The following is a 20807-nucleotide window of genomic DNA, read 5'->3' on the forward strand; positions in this document are numbered from 1 at the left end:
TTAAATTAGGAGGCGAATGCAATGACAAATACGTTAATTGAAGATTTAAAATGGAGAGGTTTGATTTATCAACAAACGGATGAAACGGGTATTGAAAACTTACTAAATAAAGAGCAGGTCACACTGTATTGTGGGGCTGATCCAACAGCAGACAGTTTACACATTGGCCATTTATTGCCGTTCTTGACTTTACGTCGTTTTCAAGAGCATGGTCATCGTCCGCTCGTATTAATTGGTGGCGGAACAGGAATGATTGGTGATCCTTCAGGTAAATCAGAAGAAAGAAAATTACAAACAGAAGATCAAGTTGAATTAAATGTGCAAGGCATAAGTGAACAAATGCATAAAATTTTTGAATTTGGTACAGATAAAGGTGCAAAATTAGTTAATAACAAAGATTGGCTTGGCCAAATATCATTAATAGATTTTTTAAGAGATTACGGTAAACACGTGGGTGTCAACTATATGTTAGGTAAAGATTCTATCCAAACGCGTCTAGAACATGGTATTTCATTTACTGAATTTACTTACACTATCTTACAAGCGATTGATTTCGGGCATCTTAATAAAACGTATAATTGTAAGGTTCAAGTAGGTGGTTCAGACCAATGGGGTAACATCACAAGTGGTATAGAATTGATGCGTCGTATGTATGGAGAAACTGAAGCGTTTGGACTTACAATTCCATTAGTAGTTAAATCTGATGGTAAGAAATTTGGTAAAACTGAAGGTGGCGCAATATGGTTAGATGCCGATAAGACAAGCCCTTACGAATTTTATCAATTTTGGATTAATACTACAGATGCAGATGTTATTAAATTCTTAAAATACTTTACGTTTTTAAGTAAAGAAGCAATAGATACACTAGAAACTTCATTGAATGAGGCGCCTCATTTACGTGAAGCTCAAAAAGCATTAGCTGAAAATGTTACTAGATTCATTCATGGCCAAGCAGCATTAGATGATGCCATCAGGATTTCTCAAGCTTTATTCTCAGGTGATTTGAAATCACTTTCAGCTAGAGAATTAAAAGAAGGCTTTAAAGATGTGCCTCAAGTCGAATTAGATCATCAAACGACGAACATCGTGGAAGCAATTGTGGAAACAGGCATTGCTTCTTCTAAAAGACAAGCACGTGAAGATGTAAATAATGGTGCTATTTATATTAACGGAGAAAGACAACAAGATTTAAATTTTGAATTGTCAAATGAAGATAAAATCGAGAATGAATTTACTATTGTACGTAGAGGCAAGAAAAAATACTTTATGGTTAGTTATAAATAATTGTGAAAGTTGAACATACCATCGTTTATAAAAAGTAACACGTTCAGCAATACAAAAATACGTTGTGCTGTTTCTAATAATAGTTACTAAGCGTAGAAGTCGTCTATATCAGTATATATTGGTTTCAGAAGTTTGATATATAGGTGTAATAAAAATATTGAAATATGGCTTTATGCTTAGGGCGTATTTTATTATCTGAACACAGTTATAAAATACAATAAAGGCACCAAATCATATTTATGATTTGGTGCCTTTAAGTATTTATAACACTCATTTAATTAAAAGGAACGGCTTGTTCTTTTGATGAATCAGAAGTTTTTGATTTTTGTTCTTTTAATGTTACATCAACAGTTTGTGTTTCACCTTTTCTTTCTACAGTTAATTTAACTGTATCTCCAGGTTTTTTATGTTCATATAGATAAGAGCGTAAATCTGTATCCTCTTTTACTTCTTCATCATCAATTTTAGTGATAATATCTCCTTCTTTTAGATCATTATCAGCGTATACTTTTGCTACATAAATACCATCTTTTCTATCAGTATTTAATTGCTTTTTATACTCATCAGGAATTTCGCTTAAATTAAGTAAACCGATACCGATTGAAGGGCGATCAATTTTGCCATTCTTAACTAATTCTTTAATAGTCACTTTGACTTCATTACTTGGAATAGCAAACCCAATGCCTTCGACTTGTTCGTTCGCTATTTTCATTGAATTAATACCAACTAAATTACCATTTAAATCAACCAATGCCCCGCCTGAGTTACCAGGGTTAATTGCTGCATCTGTTTGTAGTACGTTTACCTTATTAGCACCAGCTGAAGTTTGTGTGTCGATTGTTCGTTCGCTAGCTGAAATAATACCAGACGTCACAGAGTTTGCAAATTCTAAGCCAAGCGGGTTGCCCATAGCGAATACGCTGTCACCAGTTTTTACCTTGGAAGAATTAGCAAATTCTACCGCTTTTGTACCTTTCGTTTCATTTATTTTCAATACTGCAATATCCGTAAGTGCATCTTTGCCAATTAGTTTAGCATCGACTTGCTTAGAATTATGTAATTGAACTTTAATTTCACTTGCACCATCAATGACATGGTTATTTGTAACGATATAAGCTGAGCCGTTATTTTTTTGATAAATTACACCAGATCCAACGCCAGCTTCTTCTGATTTACCTGTTTTACCTTTAAGCAAATCGTCTAAATTTTGAGCTTTTTGCATATTAATTACACCTACAATGGCGGGGGATACATCAGTAATCATTTGATTTACCGAATCGTATTTCTCGCTTTTTCCATCTAAGGAATTACCAGCGCTACTACTATCACTTGTTTCCTTTACTGATGACCCATTATCGTCTAATACTGTACTTTCCATAAATTTCCCCACACCTAAGACAATCAGTGCACCAAGAATACCTGCTACAAGTGCGACGAGTACAGTTTTAAACCATGGGAATTTGGGTTTTGATCGTTTACTATAGTTGGGTTGTGTGTATTTTGATATTTCTTCATCAGGTTGTTTTTTATTTGAGTTCTGATCATTATTAAATTCTGACATATTATACCTCCGATTCATTCTTTATAACCTATTATGAAAGGTTTACTCAACTTTTTCTAGTATATCATTATACTACTTTAGACTGAAATATAAATTACCTTGTCCATTGATGTTCTAAATGATAGAATCAATAGGGTAATATAAGGCTAAATAAGTAGGTGAAAAAATGTATAGATTTGTTAGCGGTTTATTAAATTTTATTTTACGCAAAATATGTAAATCATTAGAAGTGCAAGGAAAAGAGCATATCCCACAATTACATCGTTATGTCGTAACTTGTACACATGAAAGTTATAATGAAGTTATTATGCTTGGCATGGCTATTTATCCAAATCAAATCCATTATATGGCTAAAAAAGAACTTTTCTATAATAAATGGTTTGGTAGATTTTTGAGTTCGCTTAATGCATTTCCAGTAGATAGAGATAATCCTGGACCAAGTACATTAAAAAAACCAATTAAATTATTAAAAGAAAATAAAACAGTTGGAATTTTTCCGACAGGGCATCGTATGAAATACGATGAAGGCGCGCCAATGAAACGCGGTGCAGTAACGATAGCGTTAATGGCACAAGCACCTATTTTACCAGCAGCATATGTAGGGCCTAAAGAAATCAAAGGATTAGTTACTGGTAAATCAATTATAAGATTTGGTGAACCAATTGAAACAAAAAATTTACCAAAAGACATGAAACGTAATGAAAAATTAGAATATTTAACTAAAGAATTAGAAAAAAGAACAATACAATTACAAGATGATTTAAATGAGTATGCAACACATAATAAGTAAATTTTACTCATTTTTTTAACTATTGAATCATAATATATATACGAAATTAATATAACTTGTGTTATTATGAAAATGTACAATAACAACAAGTATAACGCTTTCATTTCACCACGTGGACAAATTGTACATGTGGTGATTTTTTGGGTGAATTTATTGTGAAATGGGGAATAATTATGTATAGTTTCTTTCAACGTTTGGGAAGATCTCTTATGCTGCCTGTTGCCGTATTACCAGCAGCCGCAATTATTGTAGGTATAGGGAATGCCTTAACTGCAATTGGTATATGGCCGACTGTAGCTGCTTTTTTCTCGACGGCAGGGTCTACGATTCTTGAACAATTAGGTATTTTATTTGCAATCGGTGTAGCATTAGGGATGGCTAAGAAAAATGATGGGGCTGTGGCACTTGCAGCGGCGGTTGGTTTCTTCTTGACCACAGTCGTACTTAGTCCTGAAAAATTAGCACCATTATTAGGTGTGAAACAGTCATCTTTGAATGACGCATTTGAACAAATGAACAATCAAAACGTGTTAATTGGTCTAGTTATTGGTTTAGTCGCAGCTTATACTTATAATAAATTTAGTAAGACAGAGTTGCCGGCAGCATTGTCATTCTTTAGTGGTAAACGGTTAGTACCAATCATGACCGCATTTTTTAGTATTTTTATAGCGGTTATTATGTTATTTGTTTGGCCCGTTGTATACTCAGCAATCGTTACGTTTGGGACATGGATACTGGATTTAGGTCCAGGTGGCGCATTTTTATATGGTTTTTTCAACCGTTTATTAATTCCAACAGGATTACACCACGCATTAAATGCAGTATTCTGGTTTGATTTAGCAGGCATTAATGATATTGCAAAATTCCAAACGGGTGATGGCGCAATAAAAGGTATAACAGGTCGCTATATGGCTGGTTTCTTCCCAGTAATGATGTTTGGGGTTCCAGCAGCAGCGCTAGCAATGTATCATACTGCAGAAACGAAACAGAAGAAACGTGTATATGGTTTAATGTTTGCTGGTGCACTTTCAGCATTTATCGTGGGTGTTACTGAACCAATTGAATTTTCATTTATGTTTGTAGCACCTATACTATTTGTTATTCATGCATTATTAACAGGATTGTCATTATTTATTGCCGCTTTGTTCCATTGGACAGCAGGATTTTCATTTAGTGCGGGATTAATTGATTTCATATTGTCTCTAATTAATCCAGTTGCAAACCATCCGATGATGTTAATAGTACAAGGTATCGTATTCTTTATCATTTACTATGTTGTATTTAGGTTAGCAATAAAATGGTTGAAACTGAGTACACCTGGCCGTGGAGATAACTTGTTACCTGATCCTACATCTGATGAAGCAACAACTGGTGATACAGCTCAAGATGGAGATGGTACAGAAAGTACACCATCAACAAGCAAATATGCGCAAACAGCCAGCCAAATCTTAGAAGGCTTAGGCGGTAAAGAAAATATTACTTCTTTAACAAACTGTGCTACACGTTTACGTATGGAACTTAATGACAACAGCGTGATTGATGAAACTAAGATTAAGGGTGCAGGCGCAGTAGGCGTTACAAAAAGTGGTAAACATAATACGCAAGTTATTATTGGCACACACGTACAACAGGTTGCTGATGAAATAGAAACTCAAATGGAAAATAACAACTCGTAAGTATATTTTAATGTAGTATAAAATAATGTTTTAAGAACGTAATATCACGCATAAAAATAAACGAATTTTTATAATTTCGTTTCATTTCTATGCGTGATTTTTTGTTGTAAGTATAAAGTTTGTTTGCCGTATATTATTATCAAAAATACATTGCTCTTTTAACATGTAAATAGTACGATGTAGTAGTATCAGAATTTTCTGATTAAAGGAGAGGAATGCATATGAAGTCGGTACTATTTGATGTTGATGGTGTATTTTTAAGTGAAGAAAGATGTTTTGATGTTTCTGCGTTAACAGTATATGAAATGTTGATGAGTAAAGACTATATTGGTATAGACCCTAGTATCAATTTTCAAACATTAAATGATAAACAAATATCTGAAATTAGAGATATCGTATTTTACCATGATGAAATTTTAACCAAGTTAAAATCACTTGGTTTAAACTCGAACTGGGATATGCTATTTATCGTGATTGCTCTTCATTTTATTGAATTATGTAAATCTTTATCACCAGATAAATTATCCATTGTATTAGATACAGACAATTTCAATGAACAAACACTGCAATTTCTTGGTGAACATATTTCAGACATAGCGCTTAATTTTGAACTACCGCTATCATTTTTAGACGGTTTAAGTTCGGGTAAAGATCATATTTATCAAGCGCTTGTTACACATGCGAATGATCAATTAAATACAGATAATGATGGATTATTTGAATTAAAAAGCCCGTTTTGGTTGTTAGCACAGGAAATTTATCAGGAATGGTACTTAGGTTACCAATTATATAATGAAGTTGAACAAAAACCGCAGCGTTCTAATTTTAAACAAGGTTATATTTATCAAGAGGTTGCGCTTAGACCAGTTAATGAAATGAAACAGTTGTTAGAAGATTTGAAAGACGCTGGTTACCAAATTGCAATTGCTACAGGACGACCTCGAACAGAAACGCTAGTACCATTTGAAAGTTTAGGTATTAAATCACTGTTTGATGATATACATATTGTTACGGCAAGCGATGTTTTGACAGCAGAAGCACATTTCCCTGAGTTAAAGCCATTAGGGAAGCCTAATCCGTTTAGTTATTTAGCTACATTAGAAGGTAATTATCTTGAAAATTATAAAAAATATGCAACAAATCAGCAAAATCGCGTAAATAAAGATGAAGTGTTTATCGTAGGGGATTCTTTAGCTGATTTGTTGAGTGCTAAAAAGATTGGAGCTACTTTCATTGGCCCATTAACTGGATTGAAAGGGCAAAAAGCACGTAAAGAATTAGAAGATTACGACGCAGAGTATATCGTTAATCATGTGAGCGAAATTAGAGAAATTCTTTTATAAATACAATGAACATGTTGAAAAAGCTGAGACAAAATAAAATGTCTCAGCTTTAAATATATGATCCGCTAACTACCCTTATAATAGTATCGCGAAAAATAGTATGAGTGAGAGCGTTAAAGTATCGAGTTATTTCTTTAGGTGGGTATGAAAGTTTAAAATCAGGGTAATTTAAATACAAAAAGACACCTCCACTCAAATTTATAAATGAAGGTGCCTTTTACTTTAAGAAGCATAGGCGTCTATCTTCTAAAGTTTAAAACTGTTAAATATGATACGTCTCGCTCGCTTTTTCATCTAACTCTATGCTGGATTCCACATCTAATTCTACACTTCTGATAAGGTTAAAGCCTTCAATTTCATATAAAGCTTCAATAACATCTTGAGTGACAGGATGGTCAATGGACAGCACCATTAGTGCATTACCACCTTGGTTGGTACGGCCTAAATGCATTGAGGCGATATTGATATTATATTCGCCTAATATTTGTCCAGTACGTCCAACAATACCTGGTCTATCGTTATGGTTAATTACAAGTTGGTGTTTTTCCGGTTTGAAATCAACAGGATAGTCGTTGATGCGCACAATTCTAGGACCATAACCATTTAATACTGTCGCGCCAATTTTAATTTGTGTGTCTTTATTAATTAATGTTAGTTCAATATAGTTACTAAAACCACGGTGTTTTGTATCTTTCTCTATATTATATGATACACCTTGTTCATTGAGTAATACTAAAGCATTAATTAAATTAACACGTTCCGCTAAATCTTGACGTAAAACGCCAGATACAAGTGTTCTAGTGAGCAAGCTTGTATCATCGATTGCAATATCACCTTTGTACTTAATTTGAAGTTCACGTGGCGCTTTCTCTAATAATTGAATGCCTACTTCACCAGTTAATTTACTTAATTCAATATATGGTTTTAGTTCATCATTGATTTCGTTGAAAGACATTTTTGGAGCGTTAATCGCATTAACGACATTACCCTGTTCAAAGATATCTACAATTTCATTTGCAACAGAAACAGCTACTTTTTCTTGTGCTTCTACAGTTGAAGCGCCTAAATGTGGTGTAACAATAATTTTATCATGTGCTACCAGTGGTGAATCGGTTGCGGGTTCAGTTTCAAATACATCGATTGCAGCGCCTTGAATTTGGTTTGCATCCAGCGCTTCAATGAGGGCATCTTCATCAATAATACCGCCACGTGCCACATTGATAATTTGTAATGTTGGTTTGGCTTTATCGAAAAAGGCTTTATCAACAATGCCTTTTGTTTTTGGTGTGAGTGGCGTATGCACAGTGACAAAATCTGCTTGCTCAGCAATTTCTTCTACAGTAGCACGTGTCACATTAAGTTCTTTGGCTTTGTCTTCAGAAAGATAGGGGTCAAAAGCAAGGATATTCATACCGAAACTTTGCGCTCGTTTTGCTACGCCAATACCAATTCTTCCGGCTCCAATAACGCCTAAAGTTTTATTATAAAGTTCAGTTCCTCTATATATTTTACGATCCCATTTTCCGTTTTTAAGCGATTGGTGTGCTTGTGGCACATTACGTGCCATCGATAAAATCATAGCCATTGAATGTTCAGTAGCTGAAATGGTGTTCCCATCAGGTGCGTTAATAACGATGACACCATGCTTTGTAGCAGCATCTACATCTATATTATCTACCCCAACACCCGCACGTGCAATGACTTTTAGGTTTGGTGCCGCTGATATAATATCTGAAGTGACTTGTGTTTGACTTCTCACTATCAGTCCTTCGTAATTCGTAATAGTTTCTGCTAACTCTGTTTTGCTTAATTCAGTATTGACATCAACTTCAAAGTCTTTATGTTCTGTTAAACTTTTTAAACCTTCTGGTGAAATAGGATCTGAAACTAAAATTTTATACATATGCTTTTACGACCTCCATATATTGCGTAATTGCTTTACCAACATAAGATTCATTTCTAAATTCTGTTAATAATATTTCTAATGCTGAAACGACTTGTAAAATATCAAAGGGTGATATTTGTCCCATATGACCAATACGTAAAATCTGACCTTTTAAGTGACCTTGACCACCAGCAATCGTAATTGCAAAACGCTTTTTCAATTCATTTTTAATATAGTCTAATTCATCTTTGGATTTTGGTACAAAAGCCGTAACAGTAGGTGAAGCATAAGCGTCTTGAACTAATAATTCTAGATCTAGCGCATTTAATGCTTGTCTCAACGCATCACGTATCGCGTAATGTCTAGCGATAACTTGATCCAACCCTTCTTCATTTATGAGGTTAGCATAAGCATTTACACCTCTAAATAAAGATACATTAGGTGTGAAAGGCGTAGAGTTCTCTGTTAATGATTTTAAATACTTATTTAAATCTAAATAAAATCTAGGTGTTGTAACTTGACTAAAACGAGCTTTAGCACGGTCGTTATAAGCTACAAAACCTAACCCAGGCGGAAGCATAATTGCTTTTTGACTTCCTGAAACAAGCACATCAATATTGTCACGATTTAAATCTACATCTACAGCACCAATACAACTGACACCATCGACTACGAAGTAGATATCCTGATCAAAGTTTCTTAGTGCTGTACCCAATTCCTGAACAGGGTGTAAGACTGCCGTTGAAGTTTCACAATATTGGCTAAAAACTGCTGTTATATCTCTTTTTAATGATTTTAAGAAGTCTATAAAGTCCGGTATGTTTACTGCTTGTCCCCATTCAACTTCGAATATATGTACATTATCGTAATATGCTTCTGCTATTTGCTTAAATCTGTTGCCAAAAGCACCTGAAACAATAATAACAATATCTTCTTCTGGGTTTGCAATATTTAACATACTCGCTTCAAGCACACTTGTGCCGCTAGAAGTAAGTATCATGACTTCATTTTCAGAACCAAAGACAGGTTTGAGTGCTTTAAATGCCTGTTCAGCAATTGCTTCAAAATCGCTAGAACGGTGTCCTACCATAGGTAATTGCGTTGCGTATAATATTTGGTCTGGCACTGGTGTAGGTCCTGGTGTTAATAATAAAGGATTATAATAGTTCATATGTAATTCCCCCATTGCTTATGATTGTCAAGTTTAGCAAATTTTCAGAAAATATAAAAGTACAAAAATTAATATTTATTAAAAATAAACACATTTTTAAATAAATGTAAGGGTATACATTGTTATTGTAATCATATTCCGTCATACATAAAATGAATTCAAAATTATTTTATTATGGGCTCTATTTTCACATCAACGTTGCCTCTAATTGAATTGGATATCATACAGTTGTTGTCTGCAATTTTTAGTAATTTAGGGAGTTTCTTTTCTAATAAATCTTTTTGATTTTTGTCAACCGTTATTTCTGGATAGTGTGTAATTGAGTCCATTTTAAATTTAGCATTTTCAAATATGGCTAAGCCAATTGAAGATTGTTGTATCTCAATATGATCAAAGCCTGAACGTTCCAGTACTGCTGCTAATGAAATGATATAACATGAAGAGGCGGCAGAAACGAGTAATTCATCGGGATTAGTTCCAGTTCCATTACCTCCTAAACCTGCTGGTATTGATATTTGTTCATCTAAGACATCTCCTATAAGATTTCCTACAGATTCACGGCCATCAGACCATTGTGTGTTAACTTTAAATTGATGTTGAACCATTGCTATTGACCTCCGTTGATTATATGATAATTTAAGTTTAGACGATTCTACCGTATAATGAAAGGGGAGGGGATTTTAATGCAATTAAAAGAGGAACGACAAAACCTTTTGTTAGTTGCACACCGAGGCTTGTCTTCAGAATATCCAGAAAATACATTGATTGCATTTCAAGCAGCATTACAAAGTAATATCGATATGTTAGAAATAGATTTACATAGAACAGCAGATGGCTGTCTAGTTGTTATACATGATGATTCCATTGATAGAACGTCCAATGGCAGTGAAAAAATAAAAGCAGCTACATTGGACGCTTTAAGACAATATGATTTTGGAATAAGTAAAAATAGCCTGTTTGAAAGACAATTGATACCGACATTTGAAGAAGTGTTGCAGTTAATTCAATCATTGCCTCAAACACTATTAATTGAAGTGAAACAGCCTAAAAATTATCCAGGTATTGAAAATGATTTGTTTAATAAATTAGAGCAATATAACATAAATAAAGATAAAGTCATTATACAATCATTTGATCAAAACTTTATCGAAGTATTGTATAAAAAGGGCTTTGGGTGTCGATTGGGTGTGTTAATAAGTAGAAAGCGATATTGGTATCACATGCCTAAATTTAGAAAAATATCAGCTTATGCTGATTTTGTTAACCCTCACTATTCATTAGTGACTAAAACTTTTATGAAACAAGCACACCAAAACGGTTTGAAAGTAATGCCATATACGGTAAATGATGGAAATCTTGCTAGGAAATTAGAGCGTCTAGGTGTAGATGGTTTAATCTCAAATAATCCAAATTTATTATTTCATTAATACTATAAACGTTAAGTGTTGGTTACGAATTTTTTAGAAAAATGAAGCATTTTGGTGCAGATATAATTAAAATTTTTTAATCGTACATTTACATAAATATAAATAAAAGACTGATTTCTATTTCATATACTAGAAACCAGTCTTTTTAAATGTTGTACTTTGAAATTTCACGACCAATGTATTAAGGTAAAAAGATTATTGTAGTGGTTCATGTCCACCATAACTAATCCAATTCTTTTTCAATAAACCCATCACATGACAATCATTATATTGTCCTCGTGTATAGAAATGTTCTTGCAAAGTCCCTTCGATTTTAAAATTTTGCTTTTGATAAATATGAACTGCTTTTTCATTAGTGACGTCTACGAACAAATAAATTTTATGCAAGTTTAATACTAGAAAAGCATAATCTATAGCCATTTTAAATGCTTTTGAAGCGTATCCTTTACCACTATATTGTCCATCAACGATAATTTGAATCTCACAGTTACTATGTATAAAATCAATTTCAACTAACTCAACTACACCAATGCGTTCTGATTCTTCTTCTATAATAAATCTTCTCTCAGATTCATCTAAAATATGTTTTTTATAAAGTGATTGTAGTTCACTTAAAGATTGGTATGGCTCCTCAAACCAATAGGACATATTAGCATATTCATTATTTAAACGATGTACAAAGTCTAAATCTGTTTCTTCTAAAGCTCTAATTTTCACTCATAACACTCCTTTATCATATATACTATATATGATAAAGGAAAAAGTAAAATAGAGCATAATTTATAAATAGGATTGAAATCTATTCAACCAGGGTTTAATTTATGAAAATACAAAAATCACAATGCCAAATTAAACTCAAATCACTTAAAAGTAGGTGGGAAAAGATAAGTGAAAACGATTCGAAGTCCATATCGAAAAGGCAGAAGATGTTGGAAAAGTAAACCATTTTATATTTAGATTTTGACCGCATTGTTCTAACCATCTATACATTAAAAGATATAAGATGGTTTTCAATACTGATATCAATAAAAAACACCAACCATTTTGGTTGGTGTTTTGTAATGAAGACAATTATCTTGAATAGTACTCAACGATAAGTTGTTCATTAATTTCTGCTGGTAATTCACTACGTTCAGGAATACGGATGAATTTACCTTTTAAGTTGTCTGCATCAAATTCTAAGTACTCAGGTACAAAGTTGTTGATTTCAACAGATTCAGCAATGATATCTAATTTAGCAGATTTTTCACGAACTGAAACCTCTTGTCCTGGCTTAAGTGTGTATGATGGAATATCAACACGTTTACCGTCTACTTCGATGTGACCGTGGTTAACGATTTGACGAGCTTGACGACGCGTACGAGCCAAACCTAATGAATATACAACTGCATCTAAACGAGAAGCAAGTAATTGCATGAAGTTTTCACCATGTACACCTTGTTGGTTACCAGCGATTTCGAATGTGTTATGGAATTGTCTTTCAGTTACACCATATAAATAACGTAATTTTTGTTTCTCACGTAATTGTAAACCATACTCAGACATTTTTTTACGTTGGTTTGGACCATGTTGTCCTGGAGCGTATGGGCGTTTTTCTAATTCTTTACCAGTACCACTTAATGAGATACCTAAGCGACGAGATTTTTTCCAATTTGAACCTCTGAATCGAGCCATAATAAGACTCCTCCTTTATCTTTTTTGTTGTTATGAAAAAACAAAAAAGAGTGTTGTATGCTTAACTGGATATATTGTTTTATGTGTCCTCGCCTCATAGCTACGGTTACACGGCACGCCCGCATCGGGAACAATATAGAGCCAATTAATATACAACTGCTAATTTCGTTTATTCACACAAAGAGTATTGTATCATGATATATCGTTCTGTCAACTCTTGAGTTGAAAATAAGTAGAAATTAAGTTAGTTGTTGCTCGATAATCGCTACAACTTTTTCTAAACCTATTTGGTCGTCGTTTCCAAAGCGATTTGTAATTGGCGCATCAATATCTAAAACACCAATTACTTTGTTATTCTTATGAATAGGAACTACAATTTCAGATTTACTATTTGCATCACAAGCGATATGACCTGGAAAGGCATTAACATCTTCGACTAGTTGCGTTTCATTTTCAGCAACAGCTGTACCACACACGCCCTTACCAACAGGGATATGTACACAAGCTGGATGCCCTTGGAACGGACCTAGGATTAATTCATTCTCTTCCATCAAATAAAACCCTACCCAATTAATTTGATCTAATGAATCATTTAGTAGCGCAGATACATTACTTAAAATAGCAATGGTATTTGATTCGTCTTCAATTAAACTAAACACTTGTTTTTGTAATAAGTCATAATTTGTTACTTTGACTTCTAACATAAAAAAACCTCACTTTTTACTTTTCATTTATTATAAAGACTGTTTTAATAGTAATCAATCAATTAAATTGAAAAGGCTTTATTGAAGATAACATTGTACATATTATTAATAGAGAGTGATTTAATACTTATTTTAAATAATTAAGGCGATTAGCTCATTTTCTCTTTTAATGGGTAGGTAACTTACGTTATAATGAATAGTGATAAAATAGGAGGAGAAAACATATGGTATTGTATGTCATTTTAGCAATTATTGTCATTATACTGATTCTTGTCGGTGTATTATTCTATATGCGTTCAAACAAAAGCCAGATGATAGAAAAGGCTGAAACGCGTAAATCAAAAGTAGAGCAATTACCCTATGATGAAAGTCTATCTCAATTATCTGAGTTAACTTTAACTGGCGAAATGAAATCTACTTATAATAATTTAAAACAAAATTCATTAGATAGTAAAAATCAATATTTATTACCAGTAGAAGAAAAAATTCATCAAGCAGAAGGCTTATTGGATAAATTTAAATTTTCACAAGCACAGACTGAAATTGATGAAGCACATGAATTGATGGATAAATATGAAGAAAACTATAACGAACTTAATTCGTATGTGGAAAATGTTTTAGAGTTACATAAAGATAGTGATCATTTATACGAAGCGTGCAAGGTAGACTACCGTGAAATGAAACGTGATGTATTAGCCAATAGACACCAATTTGGTGAAGCAGCAGAACCATTAGAACAAGAAATTGAATCATTTGTTCAAGAAATGGAAACATATGAATCATTGAAAGCAGAAGGTAATTACAATCAAGCGCATGAGCATATCAAAACATTAAATGAAGATATGAATTATTTGAAAAAAGATATGGATGAGATTCCTGAATTAATTAGAGAAGCGCAAAAAGAATTACCAGGCCAATTCCAAGATTTAAAATATGGCTGTAGAGATCTTAAAGTGGAAGGCTATGATTTAGATCATGTCAAAATCGATAGTTCACTTCAAACGCTTAAAACAGAATTAAGTTTTGTGGAACCGATGATTAGTCGATTAGAATTAGACGAAGCAAACGATAAATTAAATAGTATTAATGATCGACTTGATGAAATGTATGAACTCATAGAGCATGAAGTTAAGGCTAAAAATGAAGTAGAAGAAACTAAAGAAGTTATCACTGATAATTTATTTAGAGCAAAAGAAATGAATTACACATTACAAACTGAAATTGAATATGTTCGAGAAAATTATTACATTAATGAAAGCGATGTTCAAAATGTACGACAGTTTGAAAATGAAATTCAAAGTATGATTTCTGTTTATGATGAAATTTTACGAGAGATGGCCAAATCAGCTGTAAGGTATAGTGAAGTTCAAGATAATTTGAAATATATTGAAGAGCATGTTGATGTTATAAATGAAAAACAAGGAAAATTACAGAATCATTTAATTCAACTGCGCGAAGATGAAGCAGAAGCAGAAGAAAATATCTTGCGTATACAAAGTAAAAAAGAAGAAGTTTATAGAAAATTATTAGCTTCTAATTTGCCAAGTGTGCCAGAACGATTTATTATTATGAAAAATGAAATTGATTACGAAGTCCGAGAAGTTAATAAAAAATTCAGTGTAAGACCGATTCATGTTAAACAATTAAAAGATAAAGTATCCAAAGTTGTTTTACAGATGAATAAATTCGAAGATGAGGCTACAGATGTACTTGTAAATGCAGTTTACGCAGAAAAATTAATCGAGTACGGTAACCGTTATCGTAAAGAAAGTTCAAATATTGATAAGAGTCTCAATGAAGCTGAAAGATTATTTAAAAATAATCGCTACAAACGGTCAATTGAAATTTCTGAACAAGCGCTTGAAAGTGTAGAACCTGGCGTTACAAAACATATTGAATCGCAAGTAATCAACTAAGACCAATTTTTAGTGATTGAAAATGTGCAAGGGCTGGGACATTTATCGATGTCGCAGCCTTAAATATGATATAGGCAGTAGACGGCTGGTTTTGAAAATAGACGCATAGCATGCTTTGACAAACCACGTCATAAATGTGGGGGCGGGACAATGAAATCTTTTTAAACAATAGATTTCTGTTCCGCTCCCTTTTCTTTTTATTAAAAGCGAGTATAATGCTAAAAGGAAAACGCTAAAAATATGTTAAAAAGGATAAGTATTTATCCATATTTCGATAATTGCTAAGAACTCAACAAAACAATAAACAATCAACTATACAGAACTGGAGTGAACAAATTGATTTATCTTGATAATGCTGCGACGACTAAGCCGCATCAAGACGTATTAGATACATTTATTACTGTGAATGAATCGCTATACTTTAATCCTAATAGTCCGCATAAAGCTGGCTTACAAGCAGAGCAATTATTACAAAAAACGAAAGCACAAATTAAAGAGCTATTTCATTTAAAAAATAGTTTTGATATTGTGTTTACGAGCGGGGCAACCGAATCAAATAATATAGCAATTAAAGGTATTGCTTATAAGAAAAAAGATTTTGCTAATGTCATTATTACTTCTGTTTTAGAACACCCTTCAGTGTTAGAAGTTGTGCGTTCATTAGAAAATGAAGGATTTAATATAGAATATGTAAACGTGACGAAGGAAGGACAACTTGATTTAGAGCATTTAAACTCATTAATGTCAGATGACGTAGCGCTTGTCACTTGTATGCATGTAAATAATATAATGGGGCAAGTTCAACCATTAGAAGAAGTGGCTCAAATTGTACATCAATATCCTAAAGCACATTTACATGTAGATGCAGTGCAAGCAATAGGAAAAGTCCCCTTAAATTTTGAAGCGGCAGATACGTTAAGTTTAAGTGGGCATAAATTTCATGGATTAAAAGGCCAAGGTGTTTTATTTGTGCGTAACTTACATCAGCTTGAACCGATTATTCACGGTGGCGGACAAGAGTATGGCGTCAGAAGTGGGACAGTGAATTTACCTGTAGACATATCCATAGTAAAAGCCTTGAAAATAGCTGTAAATGAAACGAATGAATTGTATAATAAATTAAGTGCATTTAATCTCGAAATCATTCAATTTCTGAAAGGTTACCATGGTGTGCAAGTCAATTCTCCTCTCGGTGCATCGCCGCACATTTTGAATATTGGCCTTCCTGGTGTGAAAGGTGAAGTTTTAGTTAATGCATTTTCTAAAAATGATATTATGCTTTCTACTACAAGCGCTTGCTCATCTAAAAAAGCGTCTTTAAACGAAGTACTTTTAGCAATGAAGATACCCAAAAAACAAATCGAAGGTAGTATTCGAATATCCATGGGTGCTAATACGACCTCTGATGATATTCAAACTTTCAAAGAAAAATTTAAAAATGTATATGAAGAAGTAAGGGAGTTGTTAAGATGATTTATGATCACATATTAGTGAGATATGGCGAACTAACATTAAAAGGCGCTAACCGAAAGATGTTTGTTAATAAATTGCGTGCAAATGTTAAACGTGCTTTAATGCCGTTGCAAGGTTATAAAGTTAAAGCGAATAGAGATAGAATGTACATTGAATTATACGAAGGGGCAGATATAGATGAAATGTGTCGTAGACTGGAAAAAGTATTCGGTATATATTCTATAAGCCCTGTGTTGAAAATTGAGAAAACAGTGGAAGCGGTACGTGATATTGCTGTGAAATTTGCTCGAGATTACGAAAGTGACGATACGTTTAAAATTGACGTCAAACGTTCAGATAAAAACTTTTCATATGATACGTATCAATTGCAAAAGGATATTGGTGGTGCAGTGTTAAATGCGACAGACCATTTAACGGTGGATGTACATCACCCTGATCATACAATTAAAGTAGAAGTACGTTTAGATGCGATTTATGTTTATGATAAAGTGATTTCTGGTTCAGGCGGTCTACCAGTTGGTACAGGCGGCAAGACGTTATTGATGTTATCGGGTGGCATTGATTCTCCGGTAGCAGGTATTGAGGTTATGAGAAGAGGGGTCACTGTCGAAGCAATTCACTTTCATAGCCCACCATTCACAAGTGAAAAAGCGAAAGATAAAGTGATTGAATTAACACGAATTATGTCGACACACGTTGGCCCTATCAAATTACACATTGTGCCATTTACTAACTTACAAAAACAAATTAATAAAGAAGTCCATGAACGATATACGATGACTTCAACGCGACGTATGATGATGCGTGTTGCAGATAAACTTGTGCATGAGATTGGCGCACATGCCATTGTAAATGGTGAAAATTTAGGACAGGTTGCGAGCCAAACATTAAAAAGTATGTACGCAATTAATCGTGTGACATCAACGCCAGTATTACGTCCGCTATTAACTCTAGACAAAGAAGATATTGTCAAAAAATCTAAAGATATCGGTACGTTTGATGTTTCTATTCAGCCATTTGAAGATTGTTGCACAATTTTCACACCCAAAAACCCTGTAACAGAACCAGATATTGAAAAAGTAGAAAAATTTGAAAGCGTCTATGATTTTGAACCTTTAGTGCAAGAAGCGTTTGAACAAATTGAAACTTTAACAATCACACCAGATTATCAAAGTGACAAAGATTCTGAAACACAAGCACTAGCAGATAATTTATTCTAATATAGCCTTACATTTATCTATTAGATATCATAATGAATGCTTATAAATTAGATAATATAGACAGGGGATGGAAACATGTTAGATTGGGATATTTCAATTGTCCTTATAATTATACTTCTAGGTTTTTTAGCAGCTTTTATTGATGCTGTTGTAGGTGGCGGTGGACTAATTTCTATACCAGCGTTATTAGCAGTAGGCATGCCCCCTTCAATGGCATTAGGGACAAATAAGCTAGCAAGTTCTTTTGGTTCTTTAACAAGCGCTTATCGCTTTTTGAGATCAGGTAATGTTGATCTAAAGATTGTAGGAAAACTATTTCCGTTTGTATTTATTTTATCTGTGTGTGGTGCAAGCGTGGCTACGTTTTTACCGGCTGAATTGTTGAAACCACTCGTAATTATAATATTAACAATAGTCATGATTTATACACTTGCCAAAAAAGATTGGGGCAGTGTCCGTACGTACACTAAATTAACGTTTGGAAAAGCAGTCATATTTACCATGCTTATGTCATTAATAGGTTTTTATGATGGATTTTTAGGTGGCGGAACAGGGTCATTTATGCTCTTTATTCTATTAATGTTTGGCTTTGATTTTTTAGGGGCTGCAGGTAATGCTAAAGTATTAAATTTTGCATCCAATTTAGGTGCTTTATTATTATTCATGATACTAGGTCAGGTTGACTATTTTTATGGGTTGATTATGGCTATAAGTATGATTTGTGGCTCTTATGTTGGTGCAGCTTTTGCAATTAAAAAAGGTGTAAGCTATGTCAAAGGTTTGTTTATTATCGTTACAGCAATATTAATTTTAAAAAATGCTTATGACTATATTATACAAGTAATACATTAGGTGAAAGTATAATTTAAATTATAACAATATATTATTTTAATAGCATATTTATAAAAATAATGAAGCAGGCAAGAAAACTAAAATAGAAATATTTGTTTTCGTTAGCCTGCTCCTTTTATATTTAAAAAGTAAATTGAGGTATACACCGTTTAATTGATTATGTTTAAATTGTATTTGGAAAGATTGAAATAAATATTATGGGAGTGAATAGAGATGTCGAAGAAAAGGGGCATAGCAATTGTACTTGCAGTAGTTATTGTACTAGGAGGTGTCGTTATGAGTTCGATTTCGACTGTTATATCTTCGCTTTTTAATGAAGATAGTTCATCGGAAATGGATCCATTTACTGAAACAGTTGAAAAAGAAGGCGACGCTACCAAGAGAATTGCGCATTTAACTTTAAATGGAGAAATAGCTGAAGGAACCGGAGGCGGTATGTTTGGAGGATCTGGTTATAACCACGAAGCATTTCTTAAACAATTAGATAAAGTTAAAAAAGATAGTTCGATTAAAGGTGTGCTGTTAAGTATTAATACACCTGGTGGTGGCACATACCCAAGTGATGAAATTTATAAAAAGATTAAAGAAATAAAACAAAAACATAAAAAGGTTTATGTACATATGGGGTCAATGGCCGCTTCAGGTGGTTATTATATAGCTGCACCATCTGATAAAATTTACGCTGGTCCTCAAACGACAACTGGTTCCATAGGCGTTATTATGTCAAACGTAGATTATTCAGGTTTACAAGAAAAACTAGGCGTTAAAGAAAATGTAATCAAATCTGGTAAACATAAAGATATTATGAGTAGTTCCAGAGAAATGACTAGTGAAGAAAAAGATATATTGCAGTCAGTATTAGACGATAGTTATGAACGATTTGTTAATATTGTTGAAGATGGCAGAGACATGTCAGAAGAAAAAGTTAAAAAATTGGCTGACGGTCGTATCTATAGTGCGCAACAAGCTAAAGCAAATGGCTTGATAGATGAAATTGGTTATAAAGATAACGCTTTGAAAGCACTAAAAAAAGATATCAATGCTGAAGATGCAGAAGTATTTAAATATAGCGAAGGCGGCGGTTGGTTCAGCTCTCTCTATTCCACTAAAACAACAATAGGTCAATTCAAGAATGACTTAAACGAATTAAAATCAATTATCAAAAATGATACAGAAGCTGAACCGATGTATCTATACGAAGGTTAGGTGTATATAATGGATAAGCACACAAACGAAGAAGCGGTACAAAACGATTCGAAAAATCATACATCTGAAATAGAAACACTCTATCACCAACAATTAGCGAAGTCTTTATACGCCGGGTTTGGGATAAGATTTTGGAGCTTTATTATTGATTTATTAATCATATTTGGTCTTCATAGTTTGGTTTTAAAGCCCATATATCAATTTACTAATATAGATGAAATGAAGTTATGGATTGATTATTTTAGTATCGGTCATATGTTAGATGCACTTATTTTTTATATTTACTTTGTATTAATGACTAAGTTTTTCAAACAAACTATTGGAAAAATGATTTGTAATATTAGAGTAGAACGGTTAGATCGTCAACCGCTTTCATGGTCGGATGTTTTATTTAGAGAATGGATCGGCCGTATTATCAGTGGTGTAATGTTTAACTTACCGTACTTGGTTACATTATTTACTGACAAGCATAGAGGGATTCACGACTTCTTTGCTAACACGGTAGTAATAAAAAATAAATTCGAAAAAATCTTTTACCTAAAAGAAAGTAACAAACTTTAGTAGGTATAAGTTTATTTTAATACAGCAAACGGGTATACTATTTGATGTAAGTACTTTTTAATAG

The 20807-nt window shown here is 33.2% G+C and carries 18 protein-coding genes; 11 read left to right on the forward strand and 7 right to left on the reverse strand.

Annotation, left to right across the window (positions count from 1 at the left end):
* The first annotated feature begins 21 nt into the window (after positions 1-21).
* Positions 22-1284, forward strand: a complete 1263-nt coding sequence (tyrS, locus tag IEU88_RS03620) for a tyrosine--tRNA ligase (protein ID WP_103373215.1) — start codon at positions 22-24, stop codon at positions 1282-1284.
* Positions 1285-1558: 274 nt separating this feature from the next.
* On the opposite strand, the gene IEU88_RS03625 is transcribed toward tyrS, so the two are convergent.
* Entirely contained in the window at positions 1559-2845 is a 1287-nt protein-coding gene (locus tag IEU88_RS03625) for a S1C family serine protease (RefSeq protein ID WP_103373216.1), read from the reverse strand.
* Between the two features lie 166 nt (positions 2846-3011).
* Here IEU88_RS03625 and IEU88_RS03630 point away from each other — a divergent pair, with 166 nt between their 5' ends.
* The 3 genes from IEU88_RS03630 (at position 3012) to IEU88_RS03640 (ending at position 6654) form a co-directional block, all read left to right on the forward strand.
* Entirely contained in the window at positions 3012-3635 is a 624-nt protein-coding gene (locus IEU88_RS03630) for a lysophospholipid acyltransferase family protein (protein ID WP_103373217.1), read from the forward strand.
* A 173-nt stretch (positions 3636-3808) separates the two neighbouring features.
* Entirely contained in the window at positions 3809-5311 is a 1503-nt protein-coding gene (nagE, locus tag IEU88_RS03635; RefSeq protein WP_096811206.1) for an N-acetylglucosamine-specific PTS transporter subunit IIBC, read from the forward strand.
* A gap of 221 nt (positions 5312-5532) precedes the next feature.
* Positions 5533-6654: an HAD family hydrolase gene (locus IEU88_RS03640; RefSeq protein ID WP_096809160.1), complete on the forward strand. Its 1122-nt coding sequence runs from the start codon at positions 5533-5535 to the stop codon at positions 6652-6654.
* Between the two features lie 262 nt (positions 6655-6916).
* Here IEU88_RS03640 and serA read toward each other — a convergent pair whose 3' ends face one another.
* From serA to IEU88_RS03655, 3 genes are all read right to left on the reverse strand, one after another.
* A complete protein-coding gene (serA, locus tag IEU88_RS03645; protein WP_103373218.1) occupies positions 6917-8557 on the reverse strand; it encodes a phosphoglycerate dehydrogenase in 1641 nt (546 codons plus the stop codon).
* Positions 8550-9710: a pyridoxal-phosphate-dependent aminotransferase family protein gene (locus IEU88_RS03650; protein WP_103373219.1), complete on the reverse strand. Its 1161-nt coding sequence runs from the start codon at positions 9708-9710 to the stop codon at positions 8550-8552. Before IEU88_RS03650 ends, serA begins: the two co-directional genes overlap by 8 nt.
* A 164-nt stretch (positions 9711-9874) precedes the next feature.
* Positions 9875-10315 (reverse strand): SACOL1771 family peroxiredoxin, encoded by a 441-nt coding sequence (locus IEU88_RS03655; protein WP_096809165.1) that lies wholly within the window; start codon positions 10313-10315, stop codon positions 9875-9877.
* 78 nt (positions 10316-10393) lie between these two features.
* On the opposite strand from IEU88_RS03655, the gene IEU88_RS03660 reads away from it, so the two are divergent.
* Entirely contained in the window at positions 10394-11137 is a 744-nt protein-coding gene (locus IEU88_RS03660; RefSeq protein WP_096809167.1) for a glycerophosphodiester phosphodiesterase, read from the forward strand.
* 195 nt (positions 11138-11332) lie between these two features.
* Here IEU88_RS03660 and IEU88_RS03665 read toward each other — a convergent pair whose 3' ends face one another.
* The 3 genes from IEU88_RS03665 to msrC all read right to left on the reverse strand — a co-directional run bounded on the left by IEU88_RS03665 (position 11333) and on the right by msrC (position 13515).
* Complete coding sequence (locus IEU88_RS03665; RefSeq protein ID WP_096809168.1) at positions 11333-11854, reverse strand: GNAT family N-acetyltransferase; 522 nt, start codon at positions 11852-11854, stop codon at positions 11333-11335.
* 354 nt (positions 11855-12208) lie between these two features.
* Positions 12209-12811 (reverse strand): 30S ribosomal protein S4, encoded by a 603-nt coding sequence (rpsD, locus tag IEU88_RS03670; RefSeq protein ID WP_096809170.1) that lies wholly within the window; start codon positions 12809-12811, stop codon positions 12209-12211.
* 239 nt (positions 12812-13050) lie between these two features.
* Positions 13051-13515 (reverse strand): free L-methionine (R)-S-oxide reductase MsrC, encoded by a 465-nt coding sequence (gene msrC / locus IEU88_RS03675; RefSeq protein WP_103373484.1) that lies wholly within the window; start codon positions 13513-13515, stop codon positions 13051-13053.
* 224 nt (positions 13516-13739) lie between these two features.
* Between msrC and ezrA the strand changes: the two genes are divergently transcribed.
* From ezrA to IEU88_RS03705, 6 genes are all read left to right on the forward strand, one after another.
* The gene (gene ezrA, locus IEU88_RS03680) at positions 13740-15431 is read left to right on the forward strand and encodes a septation ring formation regulator EzrA (protein ID WP_103373024.1); all 1692 of its coding nucleotides are present in this window, start codon (positions 13740-13742) and stop codon (positions 15429-15431) included.
* A 336-nt stretch (positions 15432-15767) separates the two neighbouring features.
* Positions 15768-16904 (forward strand): cysteine desulfurase family protein, encoded by a 1137-nt coding sequence (locus tag IEU88_RS03685; protein WP_103373023.1) that lies wholly within the window; start codon positions 15768-15770, stop codon positions 16902-16904.
* Positions 16901-18124 (forward strand): tRNA uracil 4-sulfurtransferase ThiI, encoded by a 1224-nt coding sequence (thiI, locus tag IEU88_RS03690; RefSeq protein ID WP_096809179.1) that lies wholly within the window; start codon positions 16901-16903, stop codon positions 18122-18124. Before IEU88_RS03685 ends, thiI begins: the two co-directional genes overlap by 4 nt.
* Positions 18125-18199: 75 nt before the next feature.
* Complete coding sequence (locus IEU88_RS03695) at positions 18200-18976, forward strand: sulfite exporter TauE/SafE family protein (RefSeq protein ID WP_096809181.1); 777 nt, start codon at positions 18200-18202, stop codon at positions 18974-18976.
* A 213-nt stretch (positions 18977-19189) separates the two neighbouring features.
* Positions 19190-20182: a signal peptide peptidase SppA gene (sppA, locus tag IEU88_RS03700; protein WP_103373022.1), complete on the forward strand. Its 993-nt coding sequence runs from the start codon at positions 19190-19192 to the stop codon at positions 20180-20182.
* A gap of 9 nt (positions 20183-20191) precedes the next feature.
* Positions 20192-20743, forward strand: a complete 552-nt coding sequence (locus IEU88_RS03705; protein WP_103373021.1) for an RDD family protein — start codon at positions 20192-20194, stop codon at positions 20741-20743.
* Positions 20744-20807: the final 64 nt, after the last annotated feature.

Origin of the sequence: Staphylococcus nepalensis (assembly GCF_014635045.1) — a bacterium.
GTDB lineage: Bacteria > Bacillota > Bacilli > Staphylococcales > Staphylococcaceae > Staphylococcus > Staphylococcus nepalensis.

Bases quoted from the DNA above. Each gene is read 5' to 3' on its own strand.
- msrC (WP_103373484.1), bottom strand. From the start codon at position 13,515: ATGTTAGAAGTCAAAGTAACAAATTATGACTTATTACAAAAACAAGTG.
- IEU88_RS03630 (WP_103373217.1), top strand. From the start codon at position 3,012: ATGTATAGATTTGTTAGCGGTTTATTAAATTTTATTTTACGCAAAATA.
- IEU88_RS03640 (WP_096809160.1), top strand. From the start codon at position 5,533: ATGAAGTCGGTACTATTTGATGTTGATGGTGTATTTTTAAGTGAAGAA.
- nagE (WP_096811206.1), top strand. From the start codon at position 3,809: ATGTATAGTTTCTTTCAACGTTTGGGAAGATCTCTTATGCTGCCTGTT.
- sppA (WP_103373022.1), top strand. From the start codon at position 19,190: ATGTCGAAGAAAAGGGGCATAGCAATTGTACTTGCAGTAGTTATTGTA.
- IEU88_RS03655 (WP_096809165.1), bottom strand. From the start codon at position 10,315: ATGGTTCAACATCAATTTAAAGTTAACACACAATGGTCTGATGGCCGT.
- serA (WP_103373218.1), bottom strand. From the start codon at position 8,557: ATGTATAAAATTTTAGTTTCAGATCCTATTTCACCAGAAGGTTTAAAA.
- thiI (WP_096809179.1), top strand. From the start codon at position 16,901: ATGATTTATGATCACATATTAGTGAGATATGGCGAACTAACATTAAAA.
- IEU88_RS03705 (WP_103373021.1), top strand. From the start codon at position 20,192: ATGGATAAGCACACAAACGAAGAAGCGGTACAAAACGATTCGAAAAAT.
- IEU88_RS03625 (WP_103373216.1), bottom strand. From the start codon at position 2,845: ATGTCAGAATTTAATAATGATCAGAACTCAAATAAAAAACAACCTGAT.
- IEU88_RS03695 (WP_096809181.1), top strand. From the start codon at position 18,200: ATGTTAGATTGGGATATTTCAATTGTCCTTATAATTATACTTCTAGGT.
- IEU88_RS03650 (WP_103373219.1), bottom strand. From the start codon at position 9,710: ATGAACTATTATAATCCTTTATTATTAACACCAGGACCTACACCAGTG.
- rpsD (WP_096809170.1), bottom strand. From the start codon at position 12,811: ATGGCTCGATTCAGAGGTTCAAATTGGAAAAAATCTCGTCGCTTAGGT.
- tyrS (WP_103373215.1), top strand. From the start codon at position 22: ATGACAAATACGTTAATTGAAGATTTAAAATGGAGAGGTTTGATTTAT.
- IEU88_RS03660 (WP_096809167.1), top strand. From the start codon at position 10,394: ATGCAATTAAAAGAGGAACGACAAAACCTTTTGTTAGTTGCACACCGA.
- ezrA (WP_103373024.1), top strand. From the start codon at position 13,740: ATGGTATTGTATGTCATTTTAGCAATTATTGTCATTATACTGATTCTT.